Genomic DNA, 20404 nt, shown 5'->3' with positions numbered 1-20404 from the left:
CATTGTGATCAGTTTCAGGATTGCCGTCCCCGTCCCGGACCACCCTGCTTGACGCATTTGATAACCTCATTGTCCAACCTCTCGATACTGCCGGGGGCGGGTATTAAGCAGTTCGCGGTAGTGGGCACCACCACCCGGCAATCGGGCCCTTTCATTTCTGCGCGGACAGCAGCGCGGCACTGATACTCGATCGAATCGGCCTGTGCCTGCGCGGCGAAAGCCGCGACGCAGATTGCCGGACCCAGGATTGAAAGCAATTTCATATTCGTCTCCCCACTTCTTGACGCGAGCAATGGAAAGCGTGTGCCGTTGAACTGTACTCCGACCCGTATCGGACTCAAGCTACCAGATAAGGCAAACCCCCGGACGAAACTGGCACAAACTGCATAGTGAACCCTATAGCCGCATAAGAGCTGATGGGGACGACAGAACATCTCGTGATCGTCGCTCGGTAGTCCTACCGAGAACATCGGCTAAGCCATGGTTTCCGTTCGCTTAATCCGAACTAGGACACTTTCAAATTCAATCTAGGATACTGAGGCTTAAATACGGACAGCACCTACCCGCCGGTACTGGCCGAAATAGGCCACTCGCAAAACCAAAACAGGCCACTGGAACGGGCAGTGTCGGGGGACGTTTGCACCTCACGTCGGGCGTTGGTTGCCCCCCTGCGCTCGGCGAGGCTGTACGGCGGCCCCAGCATCCCCGCTGGGGCCGTCCTTTTGGCCACTCGCAGATGCGAAGTAAGCCACTGTGGCATTGTTCGCTGTTTTCCCCAGTATTACAGAAATCATTCTGGCACCATCTTGCGGTTCTTCTGGAACGGGCGTATTTGTCTGAATCGGAGAGACCCGAATGTCAGACCCGTTCGAAGCGCTGAGAGCTAAAAAGGCGAAGATTCTTGCGGACGCCGAGCGCGAAGCTGCTGCGGTGGACGCAGACTTGCGCGATCTCGAACGGCTAAAGGTGCTGGCTGAAAAATATGGGTTCACGCTTGCGCCAGCGACTATCGAGCAAGCGGTTCGAATGCAGGCTCCTCTTCGCATTCTACCAAAGCCAGGAAACGAAGAGCGCGAAGAGCCAGCTTACGCCAGAGCTATCAAGGCTGCTGAGGAATTGGTCCGCGCAGCTAGCCATCCGCTTGAACTGAGCGATATCTATGATGGGCTGGTTAAGCGAGGCGTCCCTCTGGCAGGCGAAAGGCCGCGCTCCACTTTGAGTGCTTACCTTTCCCACGAGAAATCGACATTACAATCCATCCGCAAGGGATGGTACTGGCTCAAAGATGAGCCAGTTCCCGAATTTCCCGTTGGTTCGCTCTGGCGGGAGACCTGATAGGACGTGGTGTAAGAAGCATGTCGTCGGTTTCTTAGAAACGGTGCCAGCCGGGTCGCCGACGACGGTGCAGGTGCAAGACCTGCCGTCCTTCCTAGCACATGGGGATTCCCAATGGAATCCCCAAGGCTGTTTTGTGGGTATTTTTCCCGCGTGCGGTTAAGATTTCCCGCCCTCAATTACCGTGAACTTCCGGCGCCGATCCGGAGGCGTCTCAGTGGGCAGCGCGGGGGCCACAGAGAGCGCAGCGTCAACTAGCTGAGCGATTGACCAAGCCTTGTCCGCCACGCCCAGCGCCTTCGCTGGCGTCGTCCGCAGTGCTTCATGACTACGGCAGAGATTGTAGTGGCAGACATATAGCGCGACGGCTGCAACGTGGTTGTCCAGCTTTTTGCTAAAGCCGTTCGTCAACCGGGTGAACCGACGCGACGCCATGCGCAGCGTCAAGTTCTGTCGCTCAACATAGCTGGTTGAGACATACTGATCCGGATCGCCGGATACTACTTCACGGTCTACAGCTACTACAGCGGCAGGCGAGTAGCGGCCCTGCGCTTCCTTTACGAGGTGCGTGACCGAGTAGGTCTTTACGATCACGCCATGCGAAGCGGTATCGCCGAAAGCATCGCGGATCGCCATACGGTAGGGATGGAAGCCATCGGTGCTGATCTCGGGCTGGCCGATCACACGGGCGCGCAGATCGTGCAGGAAGTCCATCGTGCTTTCGGTGTTACGCTTGCCGACGCCCCAGCTAATGATTGCCTTCTGCGTTCCGGCCATGCCGATGAACACGTACTGATCGCCCTTGGCGTTGATCTCGTGGCGCTTGACGTTCTTTTGCTTCTTGCCGACGAAGCTCCAGAGTTCGTCCAGCTCTAAGCGTTCGGTGCGGACGCCGACCATGATCCGGTCGTGCAATTCCATGCAGCCGAAGCCGACACGCAGGGCCAGGTTCGCCACGGTGCCACGGTTGACGCCGGTTAGGCGCGACGCGGTGCGGATGCCGACGCCTTCGCAAAGCGCGGCAATGACTTCAATCTGCTTATCGCGGGAAAGTATGTTCATGAGGGCCGAATCCTCTGGGTGAGGGATGGCCCGTCCGCGACTCTGGAAATCACGCCCGCCAAGGCGTATATTTGCAGCGGTTGTCGCTTCGGGGCCGAATCCCGGGGTGGTAACTAGGGATCGGCAGCGCGCCAACGCGGTCGGTCCCACTTATTCGATGATGGTTCAGGGAGCCGGATTCGGACCGACATCTCCACACTTGTAGGGGCGGGTGTCCTACCATTAGACGATCCCTGAAAGTCCTAGAGCCGATTGCAGGGCCGCCGCGTTCCTCCCCCGAGGTTTGACGCTGCGGCCCTTCCTTTTGCGCCCCCTAGCTCGGCTAGCGCGTCGGGGGCTTAGACCCTCCTAGTCATTCGTCGCTCCGTGTCTCTGAATATGGATATTATCCAAGTCGCTATCCTTCGCAAGAACTATTTTGGATATTATCCATCCGGCGCTTGCAGTCTGTGGATTTGGAGGATATACCACCATGGTTCCTATCCACATGGACGGAAGGAGATGGTTATGTCAGACGAGAACGAAGAGGGAACGGCGATCAAGCTAAAAGCCGAGGAGGGCGGAAAGCGGCAGCGTTCCTCAATCGCCTTTCCATACATGGACCTAAACGAGGCGGTCGCCCTAGCTAAGGCGATTCACAACAATGTCGGCACGCATACTTGCTCAATCGAGCAACTCGCACCTTGGGTCAAACAAAGTCCAACAAGCAGCGGTTTTCGCTCGCGGCTGGCGGCGGCGCGGCTTTTTGGGTTGATCAATGCCGACCGATCAGATGCTCTGCAATTGGCCGAGTTAGGCCGGTTGGTTGTAGATGCTAAGCGAGAACGCGAAGGCCGCGCGAAAGCCTTTTTGAGCGTTCCGCTCTATGCCGCCCTGCATGACAAATTTAAGGGAAGTGTTGTGCCGCCTACGGCCGCTCTCGAAAAGGAGCTTGCCGCCCTCGGCGTTGCCAGCACGTTGACCGATACGGCGCGCCGAGTGATGGAGCGCTCGGCTGAGCAGGCTGGATTTTATGAGGCTGGACGAGATCGACTCGTTCTTCCCGGCTTCGTCCCAACGGAAGCCCCGGCCGCCGACGGAAGCAATGATTCCAATGGTGGCGGGGTCGGCGGTAGCGGCGGTGGTGGAGGTGGCGGCGGAGAGGATGACTTGCAACTTGATCCCCTGTTGCTTGCGCTTTTGAAAAAGATTCCGGACCCTGAAAAGGGTTGGCCCGCTGCGCAGCGGGTGCGGTGGTTCAAGACGTTCGCAATGAATGTCTCCCAAATCTATGATGGAGACGACGAGCCCGTCGAAATGAAGATTGAACAGGACAAGGCCGCCAACTGAGGCGGCCTCACGCGATCAGCGCGACAACCAGGATCAGCACGGAAAGCGCGATGATGATGCACCCTGCTGTGGTGACGTGATCCCATGCCATAGGGGGACGCTGGAACTCTTGGCGGCCCGTTGGTTTGATCTGGGTCAAAGCCCTTGGCACAAACTGCATAGTCATTTTGATGGCGCGATAAGGGCCGGTGATACCCTAGAACATTCGGTGATCGCCCCTCGGTAGTCCTACCGAGAACAGCCGGTAAGCCATGGTTTCCGTTCGGTAAAACCAAAACAGGCCACTCTGAAAATCAACTTAGGCCACTAGGGGATAAAACAGGCCAGCGCCTACCCGCCCGAAAGAACATATTGCGAACGTAGAACAAACGTGGTACGAGGTTCCTATCAACAACGCATTCCATCTTTGACCTCACCCGCCCTTTGTCCCGCTAGCGAATCCTCGCCATAAGGAGCACATCCCAAATGTCCGCCACTGCACTGCGTATCGTCGAAGGATCCTCCATGGACAAGTCCAAGGCCCTCTCAGCCGCGCTCTCCCAGATCGAGCGCCAGTTCGGCAAGGGCTCGGTGATGAAGCTCGGCAAGAACGACCGCTCGATGGATGTCGAGACGGTGTCATCGGGATCGCTCGGGCTCGATATTGCGCTCGGCGTCGGCGGCCTGCCGAAGGGACGCATTGTCGAGATCTACGGGCCGGAATCCTCGGGCAAGACCACGCTGGCGCTGCACACGGTGGCGGAAGGCCAGAAGAAGGGCGGCATCTGCGCCTTCATCGACGCCGAACACGCGCTCGATCCGGTCTATGCGCGCAAGCTCGGCGTCAACATCGACGAGCTCCTGATCTCGCAGCCGGATACCGGCGAGCAGGCGCTGGAAATCTGCGACACGCTGGTGCGCTCCGGCGCGGTCGACGTGCTGGTGGTCGATTCGGTTGCGGCGCTGGTGCCGAAGGCCGAGCTCGAGGGCGAGATGGGCGACGCGCTGCCGGGCCTGCAGGCGCGCCTGATGAGCCAGGCGCTGCGCAAGCTCACTGCCTCGATCAACAAGTCGAACACGATGGTGATCTTCATCAACCAGATCCGCATGAAGATCGGTGTGATGTACGGCTCGCCGGAAACCACCACCGGCGGCAACGCGCTGAAGTTCTATGCCTCGGTCCGCCTCGACATCCGCCGCATCGGCGCGATCAAGGAGCGCGACGAGGTGGTCGGCAACACCACCCGCGTCAAGGTGGTGAAGAACAAGCTGGCGCCGCCCTTCAAGCAGGTCGAGTTCGACATCATGTACGGCGAGGGCGTCTCCAAGATGGGCGAGATCCTCGACCTCGGCGTCAAGGCCGGCATCGTCGAGAAGTCGGGTGCCTGGTTCTCCTATGACAGCCAGCGGCTCGGCCAGGGGCGCGAGAATTCCAAGGCGTTCCTGCGCTCGAACCCCGATATCACCACCAAGATCGAGGCCGCGATCCGGCAGAACTCCGGTTTGATCTCCGAACAGATCCTCGCCGGCACGCCCGAGCGCGACGCCGAAGGCGAGGAGCCGACGGAGGAGTAAGCCACAAGCATGATCCGGAAAAGTGCGAAGCGGTTTTCCGAAAAGATCATGCTCAAACGATCACATGATTTCGCTGCAAGCGGGCGCTGAGGACGTTGAGTTGCCGACGTCTTCGGCGCCCGTTTTGTTTTGATGCCGGTGTTCAGTGAGTTGGATCAATGAAGCGTCTGATCTTGAGCAACCCATCTGGCCTCGATCTGACGCGTGCAGGCTTGGCCGACGCGGTGCTCCCGCTCTCGTTTCGCTTCGCCTGGGGAGTGTTGCCTTCACCACCGGAACTGGCCGTCTATTTCGGCGTGCGAGCCGGCCAGAAGCCGGGGAATCATTGGTCAGATTGGATTTCCCCGAAGGGGACGGCCTGGGAGGACCTTGCGTTCAGCGACTATTGCGGGTCATTCGACGTCATCGAGCTATGGTTCGATCCCGATCCAAACGATCAGCTGCAACTGATCTGGGTGCTCGGCCAATTGCAGGCTCAGCCCGAGACGGCGGCAAAGCTGAAATTACGCCTCGTCGGCTTCAACATGCGGGCCATGCCCCCGGAATGGCGCGGATGGAACGAGGTCCCGCTGGCCAACGTCCGACCTGCGGACCTCGAGACGGCAAGCATGTGCTGGCAAGCGTACCGGGCAACAACTCCGGAGGCGTGTTTCGATGTGGTGCAACGCGACCTGAGTGCGTTTCCCTTGCTGAGGCCGGCGCTGCTTGACCTGCTGCGGGAGCTGCCATGGAGCGGATCGGGCCTTGGCGCGACCGAGATGCGGCTGCTTGAGCTGGTCGCTGCGGGATTCATGGGGACGAACGCGCTGTTCTACCTTCGCGGCTTTCGCCAGTGCGGCGTCTTCAACGAGATGGAAATCGGCCGGCTGCTCGAAGGGCTAGCGCACGGACCGCAGCCGGTGATCGCCGGGCTCGACGATAGCTTGCACTCCATCGACCCGGAGAATGCGCGAGATCGTCTGGAGGCCTTTCAGCGAAGCCGGTTGTCGGTGACGGAGTTCGGCAAGGCGGTGCTCGCCCACAAGGAGGACTTTACCCATCACAATCCGATCAATCGCTGGTGGGGCGGCACGCACCTCACCAACGACAACCTCTGGCGCTGGAATCCGGCGCTGACCGGTCACGGCACGTAGCGGGAGCAGCGCGCATCATTATGGCTCGACTCATCTTCACCTTCACCGACAGCGGGGCGGGCGCCCTGAGGGCCGCACGGCTTGCCGATTGCGTTGTTGGCGTCGAGCTGCGGTTCGTTTGCGGAAGATTGCCGGCGTCAAGCGAACTCGATGCCATGTTTTCGCGGTGAGCGGCTTCGCAGGGTACCGGGGCACACTGGCTGGACAATCTCACCGGCCGATTGCTCGAGGACGCGCGTCATCAGGGTCTTGGATTGATCGAATTCTGCGAGCGCTTCGATGCCGTCGATCTATGGATCGATCCCGATCCGAACTCACAACTGCAGTTGATCTGGCTGCTGGATTACCTGCGTCTGCACGCGAGCGTCATATCCAGGCTTGCGATACTGCAGACGGAACACATCATCGGCGCGCAAGCCCCGGCTGAGTTGGCTGCTTGGCAGCTGCACCTCGCCCCTGTCCGTAGCCATCATGACCGTCACGAACGCTACAAGCGGAGCCGGCTTGCACTGACCGGTCTCGGCAAGGCGATCGTTGCGCGGTCCGATGATTTCAGCCGGCACAATCCGATCCATCGCTGGTGGGGCGGCACCGAGCTGACGAATGGGCGGCTGAGGCGCTGGGATGCCGAAAACCGCACCTTGATCGCCCCGTGAGCTTGATCTGCGCGACGCCCGACGTCGTGCTTACCTCTATGCCAACGCCTTTTCCCGGCTCGCGATCAGCGCCCGCAAATCCTCGGTCACCGCGACCGATTGATGGGTCTTCTGATCGGTCGCGACCCAGATGATCTCGCCGGTGGCGCGCAGGTCGTCGGAGCCCTTGGGGAAGATCGCAAGCGCAAGATTGATCGAGGAGCGGCCGATTCGCGCGACGCGGACGCAGACCTCGATGTCCTCGTCGAACCGGATCGGCGCCTTGTACTCGACCACCGATTTCACGGTGTGGAAGTCGATGCCGGTCCGGGCCACCTCGCCGAGATAGTCGTAGCCGAGCGCGCGGAAATACTCGGTTATCGCGGTGTCGAAATAGGTCAGGTAGTGGGCGTTGAACACCACGGCCTGCGCGTCGACCTCGGAATAGCGGACGCGAAACGGGAAGTGAAACCAGAATTCCTCGCGCATGTCTCCTCCTGCCGCGGCGTCGGTCGCTCCCGCGCATTCCGCGCGATAGCCGAATCGCGGACCCCTGGCTCTACCCGTCCTACCGACTGGATCTAGTGCCCGCGGATGACCAGTCGCCCCAATCCCTACTGTGCATGGGGTTGTTTTTGACGTTTTGATCTGGGCCTCGTAGCAACCATTCCCGCTTAATGGTTGCTACAACATCCCGCAACAAAGGCCGCGTTATTCCGCCGCCTCCGCGTAATCCTCCACCGGCGGGCACGAGCACACCAGATTGCGGTCGCCATAGACGTTGTCGACGCGGCCGACCGGGCTCCAGTATTTATCCGAACGCGACACGCCGGCCGGGAAGCAGCCCTCGGCGCGGGTGTAAGCCCGGTCCCAGGCATCGTCGGCGATGTCGTGGACGGTGTGTGGCGCGTGGCGCAACGGCGAGGCCTCGATCTTCCAGCGGCCCTGCTCGATCTCGGCGATCTCGCCCCGGATCGCGATCATGGCGTCGCAGAAGCGGTCGATCTCGAACTTCGATTCCGATTCCGTCGGCTCGATCATCAGCGTGCCCGCCACCGGGAAGCTCATGGTCGGTGCGTGGAAGCCGTAATCGATCAGCCGCTTGGCGATGTCGTCCACGGTGACGCCGCTGGTCGTCTTCAGCGCCCTGGGATCGACGATGCACTCATGCGCGACGCGGCCGCGCTCGTTGCGATACAGCACCGGGAAGTGCGGCTGCAGCCGCGCGGCGATGTAGTTGGCGTTGAGGATCGCAATCTCCGTGGCGCGGGTGAGACCTTCGCCGCCCATCATCAGGATGTAGATGTAGGAGATGGTCAGGATCGACGCCGAGCCGAACGGCGCCGCCGAGACCGGGCCGATGGCGTGCGCCGTCGCCCCATCGGTCGCGGGATGGCCTGGCAAATAGGGCGCAAGATGCGCTTTGACGCCGATCGGACCCATGCCGGGGCCGCCGCCGCCATGCGGGATGCAGAAGGTCTTGTGCAGGTTGAGGTGGCTGACATCGGCGCCGTAATCGCCGGGCCGCGACAGCCCGACCTGCGCGTTCATGTTGGCGCCGTCGAGATAGACCTGTCCGCCATGCGCGTGCACGATGTCGCAGATCTCGCTGATATGCTCCTCGAACACGCCGTGGGTCGACGGATAGGTGATCATCACCGCGGCGAGATTGGCCGAATGCTTCTCCGCCTTGGCGCGGAGATCGTTGACGTCGACGTCGCCGCGCGCGTCGCACGCGACGACCACGACGTCCATGCCGACCATCGCGGCCGAGGCCGGATTGGTGCCGTGCGCGGAGGAGGGGATCAGGCACACCTTGCGGTGCGGCTCACCGCGCGCGAGATGGTAACCCCGGATCGCCAGCAACCCGGCATATTCGCCCTGCGCGCCGGAGTTCGGCTGCAGCGACACCGCGTCGTAGCCGGTGATGTCGCACAACCACTGCTCCAGCCGCTTGAACAGCGCGTGATAGCCCTTGGCCTGATCCGCGGGCGCGAACGGATGCAGATTGCCGAACGCCGGCCAGGTCAGCGGGATCATTTCGGTGGTGGCGTTCAGCTTCATCGTGCAGGAGCCGAGCGGGATCATCGCGCGGTCGAGCGCGAGGTCACGGTCTGAGAGCTTGCGCATGTAGCGCAACAGCTCGGTCTCCGAACGATGGGTGTTGAACACCGGATGGGTGAGGAAGGCGCTCGTGCGCCGCAGCTCCTTCGGCAGCGTCTCGCGTGCGCTGCCCTCGATCTCGGCAAAGCTGAGCTTGCCGCCGAACACGCGCCACACCGCTTCGACGGTCTCCGGCGTCGTGGTCTCGTCGAGCGCGATGCCGAGCGTGGTTGTGCCGATGCGTAGATTGATCCGCTCCGTCTGCGCGCGGGAGAGGATCTCGATCTGCTTCGCACCCACCTCGACCGTCACGGTATCGAAGAACGCCTCGCTGGTCGGCGTATAGCCGAGCTTGCGCAGGCCGGCGGCGAGCACGGTGGTACAGCGATGCACGCCGCATGCGATATGGGTCAGGCCCTCGGGCCCGTGATAGACCGCATACATCGAGGCGATCACGGCGAGCAGCACCTGTGCGGTGCAGATGTTGGAGGTCGCCTTCTCGCGGCGGATATGCTGTTCGCGGGTCTGCAGCGCGAGGCGATAGGCCGGTGCGCCGCGCGAGTCGACCGACAGACCGACGATGCGGCCGGGCAGCGAGCGCTTCAGCGTGTCGCGCACCGCCATGTAAGCGGCGTGTGGTCCGCCGTAGCCCATCGGCACGCCGAACCGCTGCGCCGAGCCGACGGCGATGTCGGCACCGAGCTCGCCGGGCGAGGTGAGCAGCGTCAGCGACAGCAGGTCAGCCGCGACGATCGCCAGCGCGCCCTTGGCACGCAGCGATGCGATCGCCGGCCGGAGGTCGCGCACCGCGCCCGATGTTCCCGGATATTGCAGCAGCGCGCCGATCACTTCGGCCTTGTCGAGCTCGGTCAGGGGATCGCCGACCAACAGCGCCCAGCCCAACGGTGCTGCGCGCGTGCGCATCACCGCCAGCGTCTGCGGATGCACTTCCTTGTCGACGAAGAACACCTTCGCCTTGACCTGCGAGTGGCGCTCGGCGAGCGCCATCGCTTCGGCCGCCGCGGTCGCCTCGTCGAGCAGCGAGGCGTTGGCGACGTCGAGGCCGGTGAGGTCGCAGATCATGGTCTGGAAGTTGAACAAGGCTTCGAGCCGGCCCTGGCTGATTTCGGGCTGGTACGGCGTATAGGCCGTGTACCAGGCCGGGTTCTCCAGGATGTTGCGCTGGATCACCGCCGGCAGGATGGTGCCGGAATAGCCCTGGCCGATCAGCGAGGTGAACACCTGGTTCTGCGCGGCGAGTTCGCTCATATGCGCGAGCGCCTCGGTTTCGCTCAGCGCGCGGCCGAGATCGAGCGGTGCCTTCTGGCGGATCGACGCCGGCAGCGTCTCGTTCATCAGCGCCTGCAGGCTCGCGGCGCCGACCGTCTCCAGCATCGCGTTGACGTCGCGCGGTGAGGGTCCGATGTGGCGGCGGACGAAATCGGTGGCGGCTTCGTTGATCGGCTTGAAGGGCGCGTTCATGGCTTGATCCTCAGGCGGTGTGCGCGGCGTAGGCGGCCTCGTCCATCAGGCCACCGAGCTCGCCCTTGTCTGCAATCTTCAACTTGAAGAACCAGGCCTTGCCGCCGGCGTCCGAATTGACCAGCGCGGGCTCGGCGGCGAGGGCCTCGTTGACCTCGACCACCTCGCCGGTGATCGGCGCGTAGACGTCGGAGGCGGCCTTGACGGATTCGACGACGGCGGCCGCCTCGGCTTTCTTCAGGCTGCGGCCGACCTTGGGCAGTTCGACGAACACGACGTCGCCGAGCTGCGATTGCGCGTAGTCGGTGATCCCGATCGTGGCGACGTCGCCCTCGATGCGGAGCCATTCGTGGTCGGACGTGTACAGCGTCGTCATGGAGATATCCTCTTAGCGTTTGTAGGTATTGGGGACGAAGGGCGTGGCGGCGACTTTCAGCGGCAGCCGCTGGCCGCGCACTTCGGCGAAAACGGTGGTGCCGACGGCGGAAAGGGCGGTGGGCAGGTAGCCCATCGCAACCGGCGCATTGAGGCTCGGGCCAAAGCCGCCCGAGGTCACCTTGCCGATCTGCTCGGTCGAGCTGGCGTCAGCGAACAGCGAGGCGCCTTCGCGCACCGGCGCGCGGCCCTCCGGCCTGAGGCCGACGCGTCGGCGCGATGCGCCTTGCGCGAACTGGGCAAGGATCTCGTCGGCGCCCGGAAAACCGCCGGCGCGGGCGCCGCCGCTGCGGCGGACCTTCTGCACCGACCATTCCAGCGCGCCCTCGACCGGCGTCGTCGTGGTGTCGATATCGTGCCCGTAGAGGCAGAGCCCGGCCTCGAGCCGCAGGCTGTCTCGCGCGCCGAGCCCGATCGGCAACACGTCGGGATTTTCGAGCAGCGCCGTGACCAGGGCCTCCGCCTTGTCCGCGGGTACGGAGATCTCAAAGCCGTCCTCACCGGTATAGCCGGAGCGTGAGACGAAGCAGTCGATGTCGGCGACACGGCGCGGGCCGGCGTCCATGAATTTCATCGAACTGACATCTGCACAAAGTTTCGCCAGCGCCGATTCGGCTTTCGGGCCCTGCAGCGCGATCAGCGCGCGGTCGGCCAGCGACACGATCTCGCAGGTGTCGGAGAGGTGCGCGCGCAGATGCGCCTCGTCCTCTTCCTTGCAGGCAGCATTGACCACCAGGAACAGGTGATCTCCGAAATTCGCCACCATCAGGTCATCGAGCAGGCCGCCGTCGTCGTTGGTGAATTGCGCGTAGCGCTGCCGTCCCGGCGCGATGCCGACGATGTCCTGCGGCACCAGTTTTTCGAGCGCGAGCGCGGCATCAGCGACCTTGCGGGATTCGGCCCTCAGCACGAGCTGTCCCATATGGGACACGTCGAACAGACCGGCTGCGTTGCGGGTGTGCAGATGCTCTTTCAGCACGCCGGCCGTGTATTGCACCGGCATGTCATAGCCGGCGAACGGCACCATCTTCGCCCCGCGCGCCAGATGCAGCACGTGCAGCGGGGTCTGTTTCAGCGGGGAAGTTTCGTGCGCAAGCATCACAGGGCCCTCGCGGTTCCCGCGGGGACCTATTTCCCCTTGAGAAACCTGCAGAAAGCCCCATCTGTCGCTGTGCCTGAGAGTATTATCCCGTCGGCGGACGCAATCGGGGAAGACCCCAGCGCCTCTTTCCAGATGTCAGACGTCACGCGGTCCTTTTGCCTGAGAGTTTCCGGGGCGGTTGCTCCTTCGGCGCCGGCGGCAAAGCCGGTCTCTCCCGACGTGACGGGGTACAGATAGGTAGAAAACACCGCGCCACCAAGACTGTCAACGCAGCTGCAGCAACTATCCCACGGGCTTTGTGCTGCCGCGGCAAGCCCATGATCCACCTGCACAGTTTCTGGACACCGCAGCCGGCAATGTCTAAAAGCGTTCGGCCGGAAAATGACGCCCTTTTGCGGCTGCCGGCCCCTTTCTCGATTGGATGAACATGAGCAGCGTCAACGACATCAGGTCGACATTTCTGAACTTCTTCAAGGAGAACGGCCACGAGATCGTGGCCTCGTCGCCGCTGGTGCCGCGTAACGACCCGACCTTGATGTTCACCAATGCCGGCATGGTGCAGTTCAAGAACGTCTTCACCGGCGTCGAGAAGCGCGGCTATCAGCGCGCCACGACGTCGCAGAAATGCGTGCGCGCCGGCGGCAAGCATAACGACCTCGACAATGTCGGCTACACCGCGCGCCATCTCACCTTCTTCGAGATGCTCGGCAACTTCTCCTTCGGCGACTACTTCAAGGAGCGCGCGATCGAGCTCGCCTGGAATCTGATTACCAAGGATTTCGGGCTCAAGAAGGACAAACTGCTCGTCACCGTCTACCACACCGACGATGAAGCGGCCGGCTACTGGAAGAAGATCGCGGGCTTCTCGGACGATCGGATCATCCGCATCGCGACCTCGGACAATTTCTGGGCGATGGGCGACACCGGCCCGTGCGGACCGTGTTCCGAGATCTTCATCGACCGCGGCGAGCATATCTGGGGCGGACCTCCGGGCAGCCCGGAGGAGGATGGCGATCGCTTCCTCGAATTCTGGAACCTGGTGTTCATGCAATACGAGCAGGTGACGAAGGAGGAGCGCGTGGCGCTGCCGCGTCCCTCGATCGACACCGGCATGGGCCTGGAGCGCATGGCGGCCATCCTGCAGGGCGTCGAGAGCGTGTTCGAGACCGATCTGTTCCGCAACCTGATCGATGCGGCTTCGTCGGCCCTCGGCCATGGTCCGAACGAGCAGAACGTGGCGTCGTACCGGGTGATCGCGGACCATCTGCGCTCGTCGGCGTTCCTGATCACCGACGGCGTGCTGCCGTCGAACGAGGGCCGCGGCTACGTGCTGCGCCGGATCATGCGCCGGGCGATGCGCCACGCGCAGCTCTTGGGCGCGAGCGAGCCGCTGATGCATCGCCTGGTCTGGGCGCTGGTCCGCGAGATGGGCCAGGCCTATCCGGACCTGGTGCGCGCCGAGAAGCTGATTGAGGAGACGCTGCGGCTGGAGGAAGCGCGCTTCCGCAAGACGCTGGCGCGCGGCCTGTCGATCCTCGACGAGAAGAGCGCCGGCCTCAAGAAGGGCGACATGTTCGACGGCGACACCGCCTTCACGCTGTACGACACCTATGGCTTTCCGCTGGACCTGACGCAGGACGCGCTGAAGTCGCGCGGCATCAGCGTCGACCAGGCTTCGTTCAGCGACGCGATGGAGCGGCAGCGCGTGAAGGCGCGCGCCTCCTGGGCAGGCTCTGGCGAAGCGGCGAGTGAAGCGATCTGGTTCCCGCTGCGCGAGAAGCTCGGCGCGACCGAATTCCTCGGCTACGAGACCGAGAGCGCGGAAGGCGCGGTGACGGCGCTGATCAAGGATGGTGCCGAGGTCGAGAGCCTCAAGGCCGGCGAGAGCGGCGCGATCGTGCTGAACCAGACCCCGTTCTACGGCGAGTCCGGCGGCCAGGTCGGCGACATCGGCGTGCTCACGGGTGAGGGCGTCAAGTTCCGCGTCACCGACACCCAGAAGAAGGCCGGCGACCTGTTCGTGCATCTAGGTCAAGTGGAGCAGGGCACGTTGAGCGTTGGCACCGCGCTGCAGCTCGAGGTCGATCACGCCAGGCGTTCGTCGATCCGCGCCAACCATTCGGCGACCCATCTGTTGCACGAGGCGCTGCGCCAGGTGCTCGGCGATCATATTGCCCAGCGCGGCTCGCTGGTCACGCCCGACCGGCTGCGCTTCGACTTCGTGCATCCGAAGCAGATCACGCCGGAAGAGCTCGCCCGGATCGAGGACATCGCCAACGATGTCGTGCTGGAGAATGACGAGGTCACCACCCGCATCATGGGCGTCGACGATGCCCGTGAGGCCGGCGCACGCGCGCTGTTCGGGGAGAAATACGGCGACGAGGTCCGCGTCGTGTCGATGGGCAAGGGCGCCCGCGATCACGGCCAGAACGCGCTCGGCTGGTCGGTCGAGCTCTGCGGCGGCACCCATGTGCGCCGTACCGGCGACATCGGCATGATCTCGGTGACGAGCGAGGGCGCGGTGGCGTCCGGCGTGCGCCGCATCGAGGCGCTGACCGGGCATCATGCGCGCAAGCACGCCAATGACACCATTGCGCTGGCCAAGACCGCGGCGCTGGAGCTGCGCACCACGATCGAAGATGTGCCGGCGCGCATCACAGCCCTGATGGAGGAGCGCAAGAAGCTCGAGCGCGATTTGTCGGATGCCCGCAAGAAGCTCGCGATGGGCGGCGGCGGTGCGTCGAACGGCGCCGGCTCCGGCGTGCGCGAGGTCGGCAACGTCAAGCTGCTGGCGCGCGCGGTCGAGGGCGTCGAGACCAAGGACCTGAAGAGCCTGGTCGACGACGGCAAGAAGCAGATCGGCTCCGGCGTGGTCGCGATCGTCGGCGTCACCGAGGACGGCAAGGCCGGCATCGTGGTCGGCGTCACCGCCGACCTGACCTCGCGCTTCAACGCGGTCGAGCTTGTGCGCAAGGGCTCCGAGGTGCTCGGCGGCAAGGGCGGCGGCGGGCGGCCCGACATGGCGCAGGCCGGCGGGCCCGACGGCGCCAAGGCCGACGCCGCGCTGTCGGCGATCGAGCAGGCGATGGCTAGCGCCTGACGGAGAGGCTGATCGTGGTGACGGCTCCGCTCAAGCCCACGATCAGCGATCCCGGGCTGCGCGACCGTCTCTACGAGCTGCTTGAACGCGATGATCTGCCGCATTCGGGCGGCTCGCGGTTCGCCGGGATCATCGTCGCCATCATTGCGATCGACGTGCTGGCGGCGATCCTGGCCTCCGTGCCCGAGATCGACGCGCAGTTCGGTTGGCTGCTGACCATCGTCGAGATCGCGGCGGTGGCAGCCTTCGCGCTGGAATATGCCGCGCGGCTCTGGAGCGTGGTCGGCCACTCCTTGCGCGACGTGACGCCGCTACAGGCGCGGCTCGAATACGTCGTCTCGGCGCTAGGGGTGATCGACCTGCTCGCCTTCCTGCCGTCGGCCATTGCGCTGGCGATCGGCGACAAGACCGCGCTGGTGCTGTTCGGCATGCTGCCGTTTCTGAAGCTCGTGCGCTACTCGACCGCGATGCGCTCGCTGCTGGCGGCGCTGCATGCCGAGCGGCGCACGCTGTTCGGCTGCGTGGTGATCCTGACCGGCGCGGTGCTGCTATTCGCCGCGCTGCTCTATGCCATCGAGCACAAGGTGCAGCCGGACAAGTTCGGCACCATGCCACAGGCGATGTGGTGGGCGATCGTGACGCTCGGCACCGTCGGTTACGGCGACGTCGTGCCGGTGACGCCGCTCGGCCGCATCGTCACCGTGGTTGCGATCGTGGTCGGCTTTGCGATGATCGCACTGCCGGTCGCGATCATCTCGACCGCATTCGCCGACGAGGTGCGGCGCCGCGACTTCGTCGTAACCTGGGGCATGCTGGCACGGGTGCCGCTGTTCTCGCATCTCAATGCCGCTGACATCGCCGACATCATGCGGCTCTTGCGGTCGCAGACCATCGAGGCCGGCGAGGTCTTGGTGCGGCGTGGGGACGCGGCATCGTCGATGTATTTCATCACCGCGGGCGAGGTCGAGATCGACCTGCCGAGCCAGCGCGTGCGGCTCGCCGACGGCGCATTCTTCGGCGAGATCGCGCTGCTGCGGCGGACCAACCGTTCCGGCACGGTGACGGCGATGCGGAAGACCAAGCTCTTGCTGCTCGATGCGCAGGATTTCCATGCCCTGATCGAACGGATGCCGGCACTCGCAGCGCATGTCCGGGAGACCGCGGAGGCGCGGCTCGCCGATCCGCTCACGGCCGGTGGCGACCTGGCCGCCGCAGAGATTGCCCAGGCGCCGCGCGAGACCGACGGCGGCATCCGCGATTAGCTTTGGCCTAGTCGCGGCGCAGAAACACGTAATCCGCCGAGTACGCCGCACCCTTCAGCGCGCCGGCCTTGTCGCACGCGCCGCTGAGCTCGCCGCCCGAGGTATTGATCCGCTGCACGGTGGCGACGCTGGAGAACAGGCCGTTGCCACGGTGGGAGATCACTTCGAGCTTCAGCCAGGGAATGTCTGCAGGCGTGGTGCCGGGCGCGCTGCCGGCGGTGCGGGCGGTGACCGCGCTGCCGTCGACATGCTCCCAGTTCGGGCCGGCATAGTGCCGGCCGACGGTGCGGCCATCGGCGATCAGGGTCGCGACCGGTTCGCGGAACGACCAGGCGAGCTTGCCGTCGGTGACCGGCTTGCATTCATAGACCTGGACGCCCTCGGCATGGACCGACAGCACCGGGGACTCGCCGGGCGCTGCGACGGCGTCGGGCAGGGGATCGGCAGCTGATGCCGCCGATCCGGTGAGCGAGAGCGATGCGAGCACGACGGCTCTGACGAGGGCCAAGGTCATGCTCGCACCTGTCTTCCCAGGACGGCAGCCGTCAGGCCGCCATCGCCTTGCCGAGGTTGTCGGACACCTTGTCGAGGAATCCGGTGGTCGAGAGCCAGCGCTGGTCGGCGCCGACCAGGAGCGCGAGGTCCTTGGTCATGTAGCCTTCCTCGACGGTCGAGACGCAGACCTTCTCCAGGGTGGTGGCGAACTTCGCCAGTTCCGGATTGTTGTCGAGCTTGGCGCGATGGGCGAGGCCACGGGTCCAGGCGAAGATCGACGCGATGGAGTTGGTCGAGGTCTCCTTGCCCTTCTGGTGCTCGCGGTAGTGCCGGGTCACGGTGCCATGGGCGGCTTCGGCCTCCACGGTCTTGCCGTCCGGGGTGAGCAGCACCGAGGTCATCAGGCCGAGCGAGCCGTAGCCCTGGGCCACGGTGTCGGACTGCACGTCGCCGTCATAGTTCTTGCAGGCCCAGACATAGCCGCCGGACCACTTCAGCGCCGAGGCCACCATGTCGTCGATCAGGCGATGCTCGTAGGTCAGGCCCTTGGCGTCGAATTCCTTCTTGAACTCGCGGTCGAACACCTCCTGGAAGATGTCCTTGAAGCGGCCGTCATAGACCTTCAGAATCGTATTCTTGGTCGACAGGTAGACCGGGTAGTTGCGCATCAGGCCGTAGTTGAACGAGGCGCGGGCGAAATCAATGATCGAGTCGTCGAGATTGTACATCTCCATCGCGACGCCGGCGCCGGGCGCCTTGAACACTTCCTTCTCGATCACGGTGCCGTCCTCGCCGACGAACTTCAGCGACAGCGTGCCCTTGCCCGGGAACTTGATGTCGGTGGCGCGGTACTGGTCGCCATAGGCATGGCGGCCGATGATGATCGGCTTGGTCCAGCCGGGAACCAGGCGCGGCACGTTCTTGCAGATGATCGGCTCACGGAAGATGCAGCCGCCGAGGATGTTGCGGATGGTGCCGTTGGGCGACTTCCACATCTGCTTCAGGCCGAACTCCTTCACCCGGGCCTCGTCGGGGGTGATGGTGGCGCATTTGACGCCGACGCCGACCTTCTTGATGGCTTCGGCGGCGTCGATGGTCACCTGGTCATTGGTCTCATCGCGGTATTCCATGCCCAGATCGAAATAGAGCAGTTCGACATCCAGGAACGGGTTGATCAGCTTGTCCTTGATGTACTGCCAGATGATCCGGGTCATCTCGTCGCCATCGAGCTCGACGACGGGATTGGATACCTTGATTTTTGCCATGACGGAGAGGCCCTCTTGGGAATAGCGCGCTTTTGACGGCGGGATTGCGGAATACGCCTGCGCTATAGCACCGCCCGGGGGCGGGCGGAAGCGGAGGGGGTATGCAGTTTCAGCCCATCTTTTGGCCGAGAACCGCCATTCCGACGGCGGCTCTCGGTCCCCTTGTCCCGGCTGGCTTTTCGTCAGGCGACCCCTTCTAGAATGGCACCTGCGTCGCGGTCCCGGCCACGATGTACCAGGTCGCGAACAGGCCTGCGATCAGGGCCCCCGGCAGGCTCGATCCGGTCCGCCGCCAGGTGAAGGTCGCGATCACGGCCACGATCGCGAGCAGCGGCACGAACTGGATCGCGACGATGGTCGACAGCGGCACGAAACCGGGGTCCGGGACCGGGTTGAACAGTTTCCCCGTCAGCCACATCGTGCCGTATTGCAGCACCAGCAACACGATGAAACCGAACGTCAGCGCCAGGATGTTGGTGAGGTACAGCGCACCGCGCGGCGCAGCCATGGTCGAGAAATTCCGGTGCAGCACGTGCAGCGCCACGACGAAAAACGCCGTGAACGGAATCAGATAGATCAGGAAGATGAGGAATTGCTTCGCGCTCATCAACTTCAGTGCAACGATCCAGAACCTGAAGTCGATCTTGAAGGCGAGATCGGCGAGCCACAGCGCCGCATAACCCACCGCAACCGAGGCCAGCGCGATCACGACGGATTGACCAATGAGCCCGGCCCGGCTGGCACGCTTCGGGGCGAACCGCATCAGCGCCAACGTGATCAGGCCGTTGATGATGGCCCAGACCAGGATCTGGTTGGTGATGCCCTGCGGCAGGAACGCGCTCGGGGTCACGAAGGTGCCGCCGAGCGCAAAGGCCGGATAATAGGTCAGCGCCGGGATGAAGGCGGACAGGATGAACGCCGTGGTCCAGCGCCGGCCGCTCGCGGCCTGATGCGGCGGCATGGTGCCGTCGGCAACCGCCGGCAGCCGCAGGCGGGAGAACATCGCCGCTTCCAGCAGCCCGTCGAACGTCCCGATCACAAGCGCAATGAAACCGACGAGGGCGATCAGCGTGCCGATCTCCTTGCGGAACCAGATCTGGTCGTCGACCGGGCGCGGGGTGCCGCCCTTCAGCGTCTTGGCGAACCAGTCGAGGCTGTAGCCGATCGCCTCATGCGAGATGTGCTCGGCCGGATGGGTCATCGTCGGCGTGTACAGCACCCGCGCGGTGCCATTGGCCGGATCGCCATAGACCTTGCCCGGCTCGACCGCGCCTTGGGTGCCGAACAACGCCCAGAGTTTTGGGCTTGTGGTGACATCGCGGGCGAGCTGGACGCCCCACATCAGGTCGGGGAATTCCTCGTACTGGGCGAACACCAGCGCGGTGTTGCGCGGCCAGCTCGTGGTGCCCTCGGCCGCGAACGGCTTGCCGGTGGACGAGCCTTCAAGGACCATCGACTTGTAGTCGTTGGGCATCGCGGCGGCGGCGGCGAGCACGGTCCAGCCGCCCATCGAATGGCCCTCAAGCCCGATATTCTCCTTGTCGACGAATGGCAGGCTGCGCAGATAGGCAAGGCCGTCAGGTCCGCCGAAGCCGTTGGCGAAGGAGGGCGGGTCGCTGTAGCCGTGGCCGGTCTGGTCGAGCGCCAGCACGACATAGCCGCGGCGGGCGAACTCGATGGCGAAGCCGTCCTGGGTCTCGCGCGAATTGATGTAGCCGTGGACGGCGAGGATGCCGGGCGCAGGGATCTGCGCCGTGGCATTCGCCGGGACGTAGAGCAGGGCGCTCATGGTGTTGCCCTTGGCGCCCTTGAACCTGACATCCTCGATCCGGATGCCGCCTGCGGTCTGCGTGACGTGGGCGAGTAGCCCGCCCGCCACGATCAAGACCAGGCCCACAATCGCCAGCGTCCATCTGCCTCGCATCATCGTCCCCCCAAAAGTGCTTCGACCCAAGTGCCCCGCCGTTCAAGCGGCGTCTCAAGCGTGCCTTTACAGCTTCGCTTTGGTTGTGGTTGATAGCCTATCCGAAGGCGAAGCGCGCGCAAGCGGCTGCCTTCGCTCTGTGCGGTTGGGATTCCGATTGAGGATTCGCAAACGCCGCTAACCCTGTT

The 20404-nt window shown here is 63.8% G+C and carries 16 protein-coding genes and 1 riboswitch; of the genes, 7 read left to right on the top strand and 9 right to left on the bottom strand.

Annotated features, from left to right (window positions below; genetic code table 11):
- Positions 1–14 precede the first annotated feature (14 nt).
- Entirely contained in the window at positions 15–263 is a 249-nt protein-coding gene (locus BI327_RS41490; RefSeq protein WP_143271536.1) for a hypothetical protein, read from the bottom strand.
- 592 nt (positions 264–855) lie between these two features.
- Between BI327_RS41490 and BI327_RS05535 the strand changes: the two genes are divergently transcribed.
- Positions 856–1335 (top strand): hypothetical protein, encoded by a 480-nt coding sequence (locus tag BI327_RS05535; protein WP_076858709.1) that lies wholly within the window; start codon positions 856–858, stop codon positions 1333–1335.
- Between the two features lie 159 nt (positions 1336–1494).
- Here BI327_RS05535 and BI327_RS41275 read toward each other — a convergent pair whose 3' ends face one another.
- Positions 1495–2397, bottom strand: a complete 903-nt coding sequence (locus BI327_RS41275; protein ID WP_089025379.1) for a transposase — start codon at positions 2395–2397, stop codon at positions 1495–1497.
- A gap of 507 nt (positions 2398–2904) precedes the next feature.
- Here BI327_RS41275 and BI327_RS05520 point away from each other — a divergent pair.
- From BI327_RS05520 to BI327_RS05505, 4 genes are all read left to right on the top strand, one after another.
- Positions 2905–3726: a hypothetical protein gene (locus tag BI327_RS05520; RefSeq protein WP_076858708.1), complete on the top strand. Its 822-nt coding sequence runs from the start codon at positions 2905–2907 to the stop codon at positions 3724–3726.
- Between the two features lie 465 nt (positions 3727–4191).
- Positions 4192–5280, top strand: coding sequence for a recombinase RecA (recA, locus tag BI327_RS05515; protein ID WP_076858707.1), 1089 nt, complete (start codon positions 4192–4194; stop codon positions 5278–5280).
- Between the two features lie 158 nt (positions 5281–5438).
- Positions 5439–6413: a hypothetical protein gene (locus BI327_RS05510; RefSeq protein WP_174683027.1), complete on the top strand. Its 975-nt coding sequence runs from the start codon at positions 5439–5441 to the stop codon at positions 6411–6413.
- A gap of 254 nt (positions 6414–6667) precedes the next feature.
- Positions 6668–7069, top strand: a complete 402-nt coding sequence (locus BI327_RS05505) for a hypothetical protein (protein ID WP_143271535.1) — start codon at positions 6668–6670, stop codon at positions 7067–7069.
- Between the two features lie 36 nt (positions 7070–7105).
- On the opposite strand, the gene BI327_RS05500 is transcribed toward BI327_RS05505, so the two are convergent.
- From BI327_RS05500 to gcvT, 4 genes are all read right to left on the bottom strand, one after another.
- A complete protein-coding gene (locus BI327_RS05500) occupies positions 7106–7537 on the bottom strand; it encodes an acyl-CoA thioesterase (RefSeq protein WP_076858705.1) in 432 nt (143 codons plus the stop codon).
- Positions 7538–7759: 222 nt separating this feature from the next.
- A complete protein-coding gene (gene gcvP / locus BI327_RS05495) occupies positions 7760–10633 on the bottom strand; it encodes an aminomethyl-transferring glycine dehydrogenase (protein WP_076858704.1) in 2874 nt (957 codons plus the stop codon).
- Between the two features lie 10 nt (positions 10634–10643).
- Complete coding sequence (gene gcvH, locus BI327_RS05490; protein WP_076858703.1) at positions 10644–11009, bottom strand: glycine cleavage system protein GcvH; 366 nt, start codon at positions 11007–11009, stop codon at positions 10644–10646.
- Positions 11010–11021: 12 nt separating this feature from the next.
- A complete protein-coding gene (gene gcvT / locus BI327_RS05485) occupies positions 11022–12167 on the bottom strand; it encodes a glycine cleavage system aminomethyltransferase GcvT (RefSeq protein ID WP_076858702.1) in 1146 nt (381 codons plus the stop codon).
- Positions 12168–12308: 141 nt separating this feature from the next.
- Positions 12309–12397: riboswitch (glycine riboswitch) on the bottom strand.
- A gap of 200 nt (positions 12398–12597) precedes the next feature.
- Here gcvT and alaS point away from each other — a divergent pair.
- Both alaS and BI327_RS05475 read left to right on the top strand, forming a co-directional pair.
- A complete protein-coding gene (gene alaS, locus BI327_RS05480) occupies positions 12598–15270 on the top strand; it encodes an alanine--tRNA ligase (RefSeq protein WP_076859244.1) in 2673 nt (890 codons plus the stop codon).
- Between the two features lie 11 nt (positions 15271–15281).
- The gene (locus BI327_RS05475; RefSeq protein WP_076858701.1) at positions 15282–16532 is read left to right on the top strand and encodes a cyclic nucleotide-gated ion channel; all 1251 of its coding nucleotides are present in this window, start codon (positions 15282–15284) and stop codon (positions 16530–16532) included.
- A gap of 7 nt (positions 16533–16539) precedes the next feature.
- Here the strand turns inward: BI327_RS05475 and BI327_RS05470 are convergent, their stop codons facing one another.
- From BI327_RS05470 to BI327_RS05460, 3 genes are all read right to left on the bottom strand, one after another.
- Positions 16540–17046, bottom strand: coding sequence for a DUF3455 domain-containing protein (locus tag BI327_RS05470; RefSeq protein WP_083741930.1), 507 nt, complete (start codon positions 17044–17046; stop codon positions 16540–16542).
- A 31-nt stretch (positions 17047–17077) separates the two neighbouring features.
- Complete coding sequence (locus tag BI327_RS05465) at positions 17078–18292, bottom strand: NADP-dependent isocitrate dehydrogenase (RefSeq protein WP_076858700.1); 1215 nt, start codon at positions 18290–18292, stop codon at positions 17078–17080.
- A 196-nt stretch (positions 18293–18488) separates the two neighbouring features.
- Entirely contained in the window at positions 18489–20219 is a 1731-nt protein-coding gene (locus BI327_RS05460; RefSeq protein ID WP_167386839.1) for an alpha/beta hydrolase family protein, read from the bottom strand.
- Positions 20220–20404: the final 185 nt, after the last annotated feature.

The sequence above is a fragment of the Bradyrhizobium mercantei genome (assembly GCF_001982635.1).
In the GTDB taxonomy this organism is placed as follows: domain Bacteria; phylum Pseudomonadota; class Alphaproteobacteria; order Rhizobiales; family Xanthobacteraceae; genus Bradyrhizobium; species Bradyrhizobium mercantei.
This window is presented reverse-complemented; position numbering and strand designations above follow the sequence as displayed.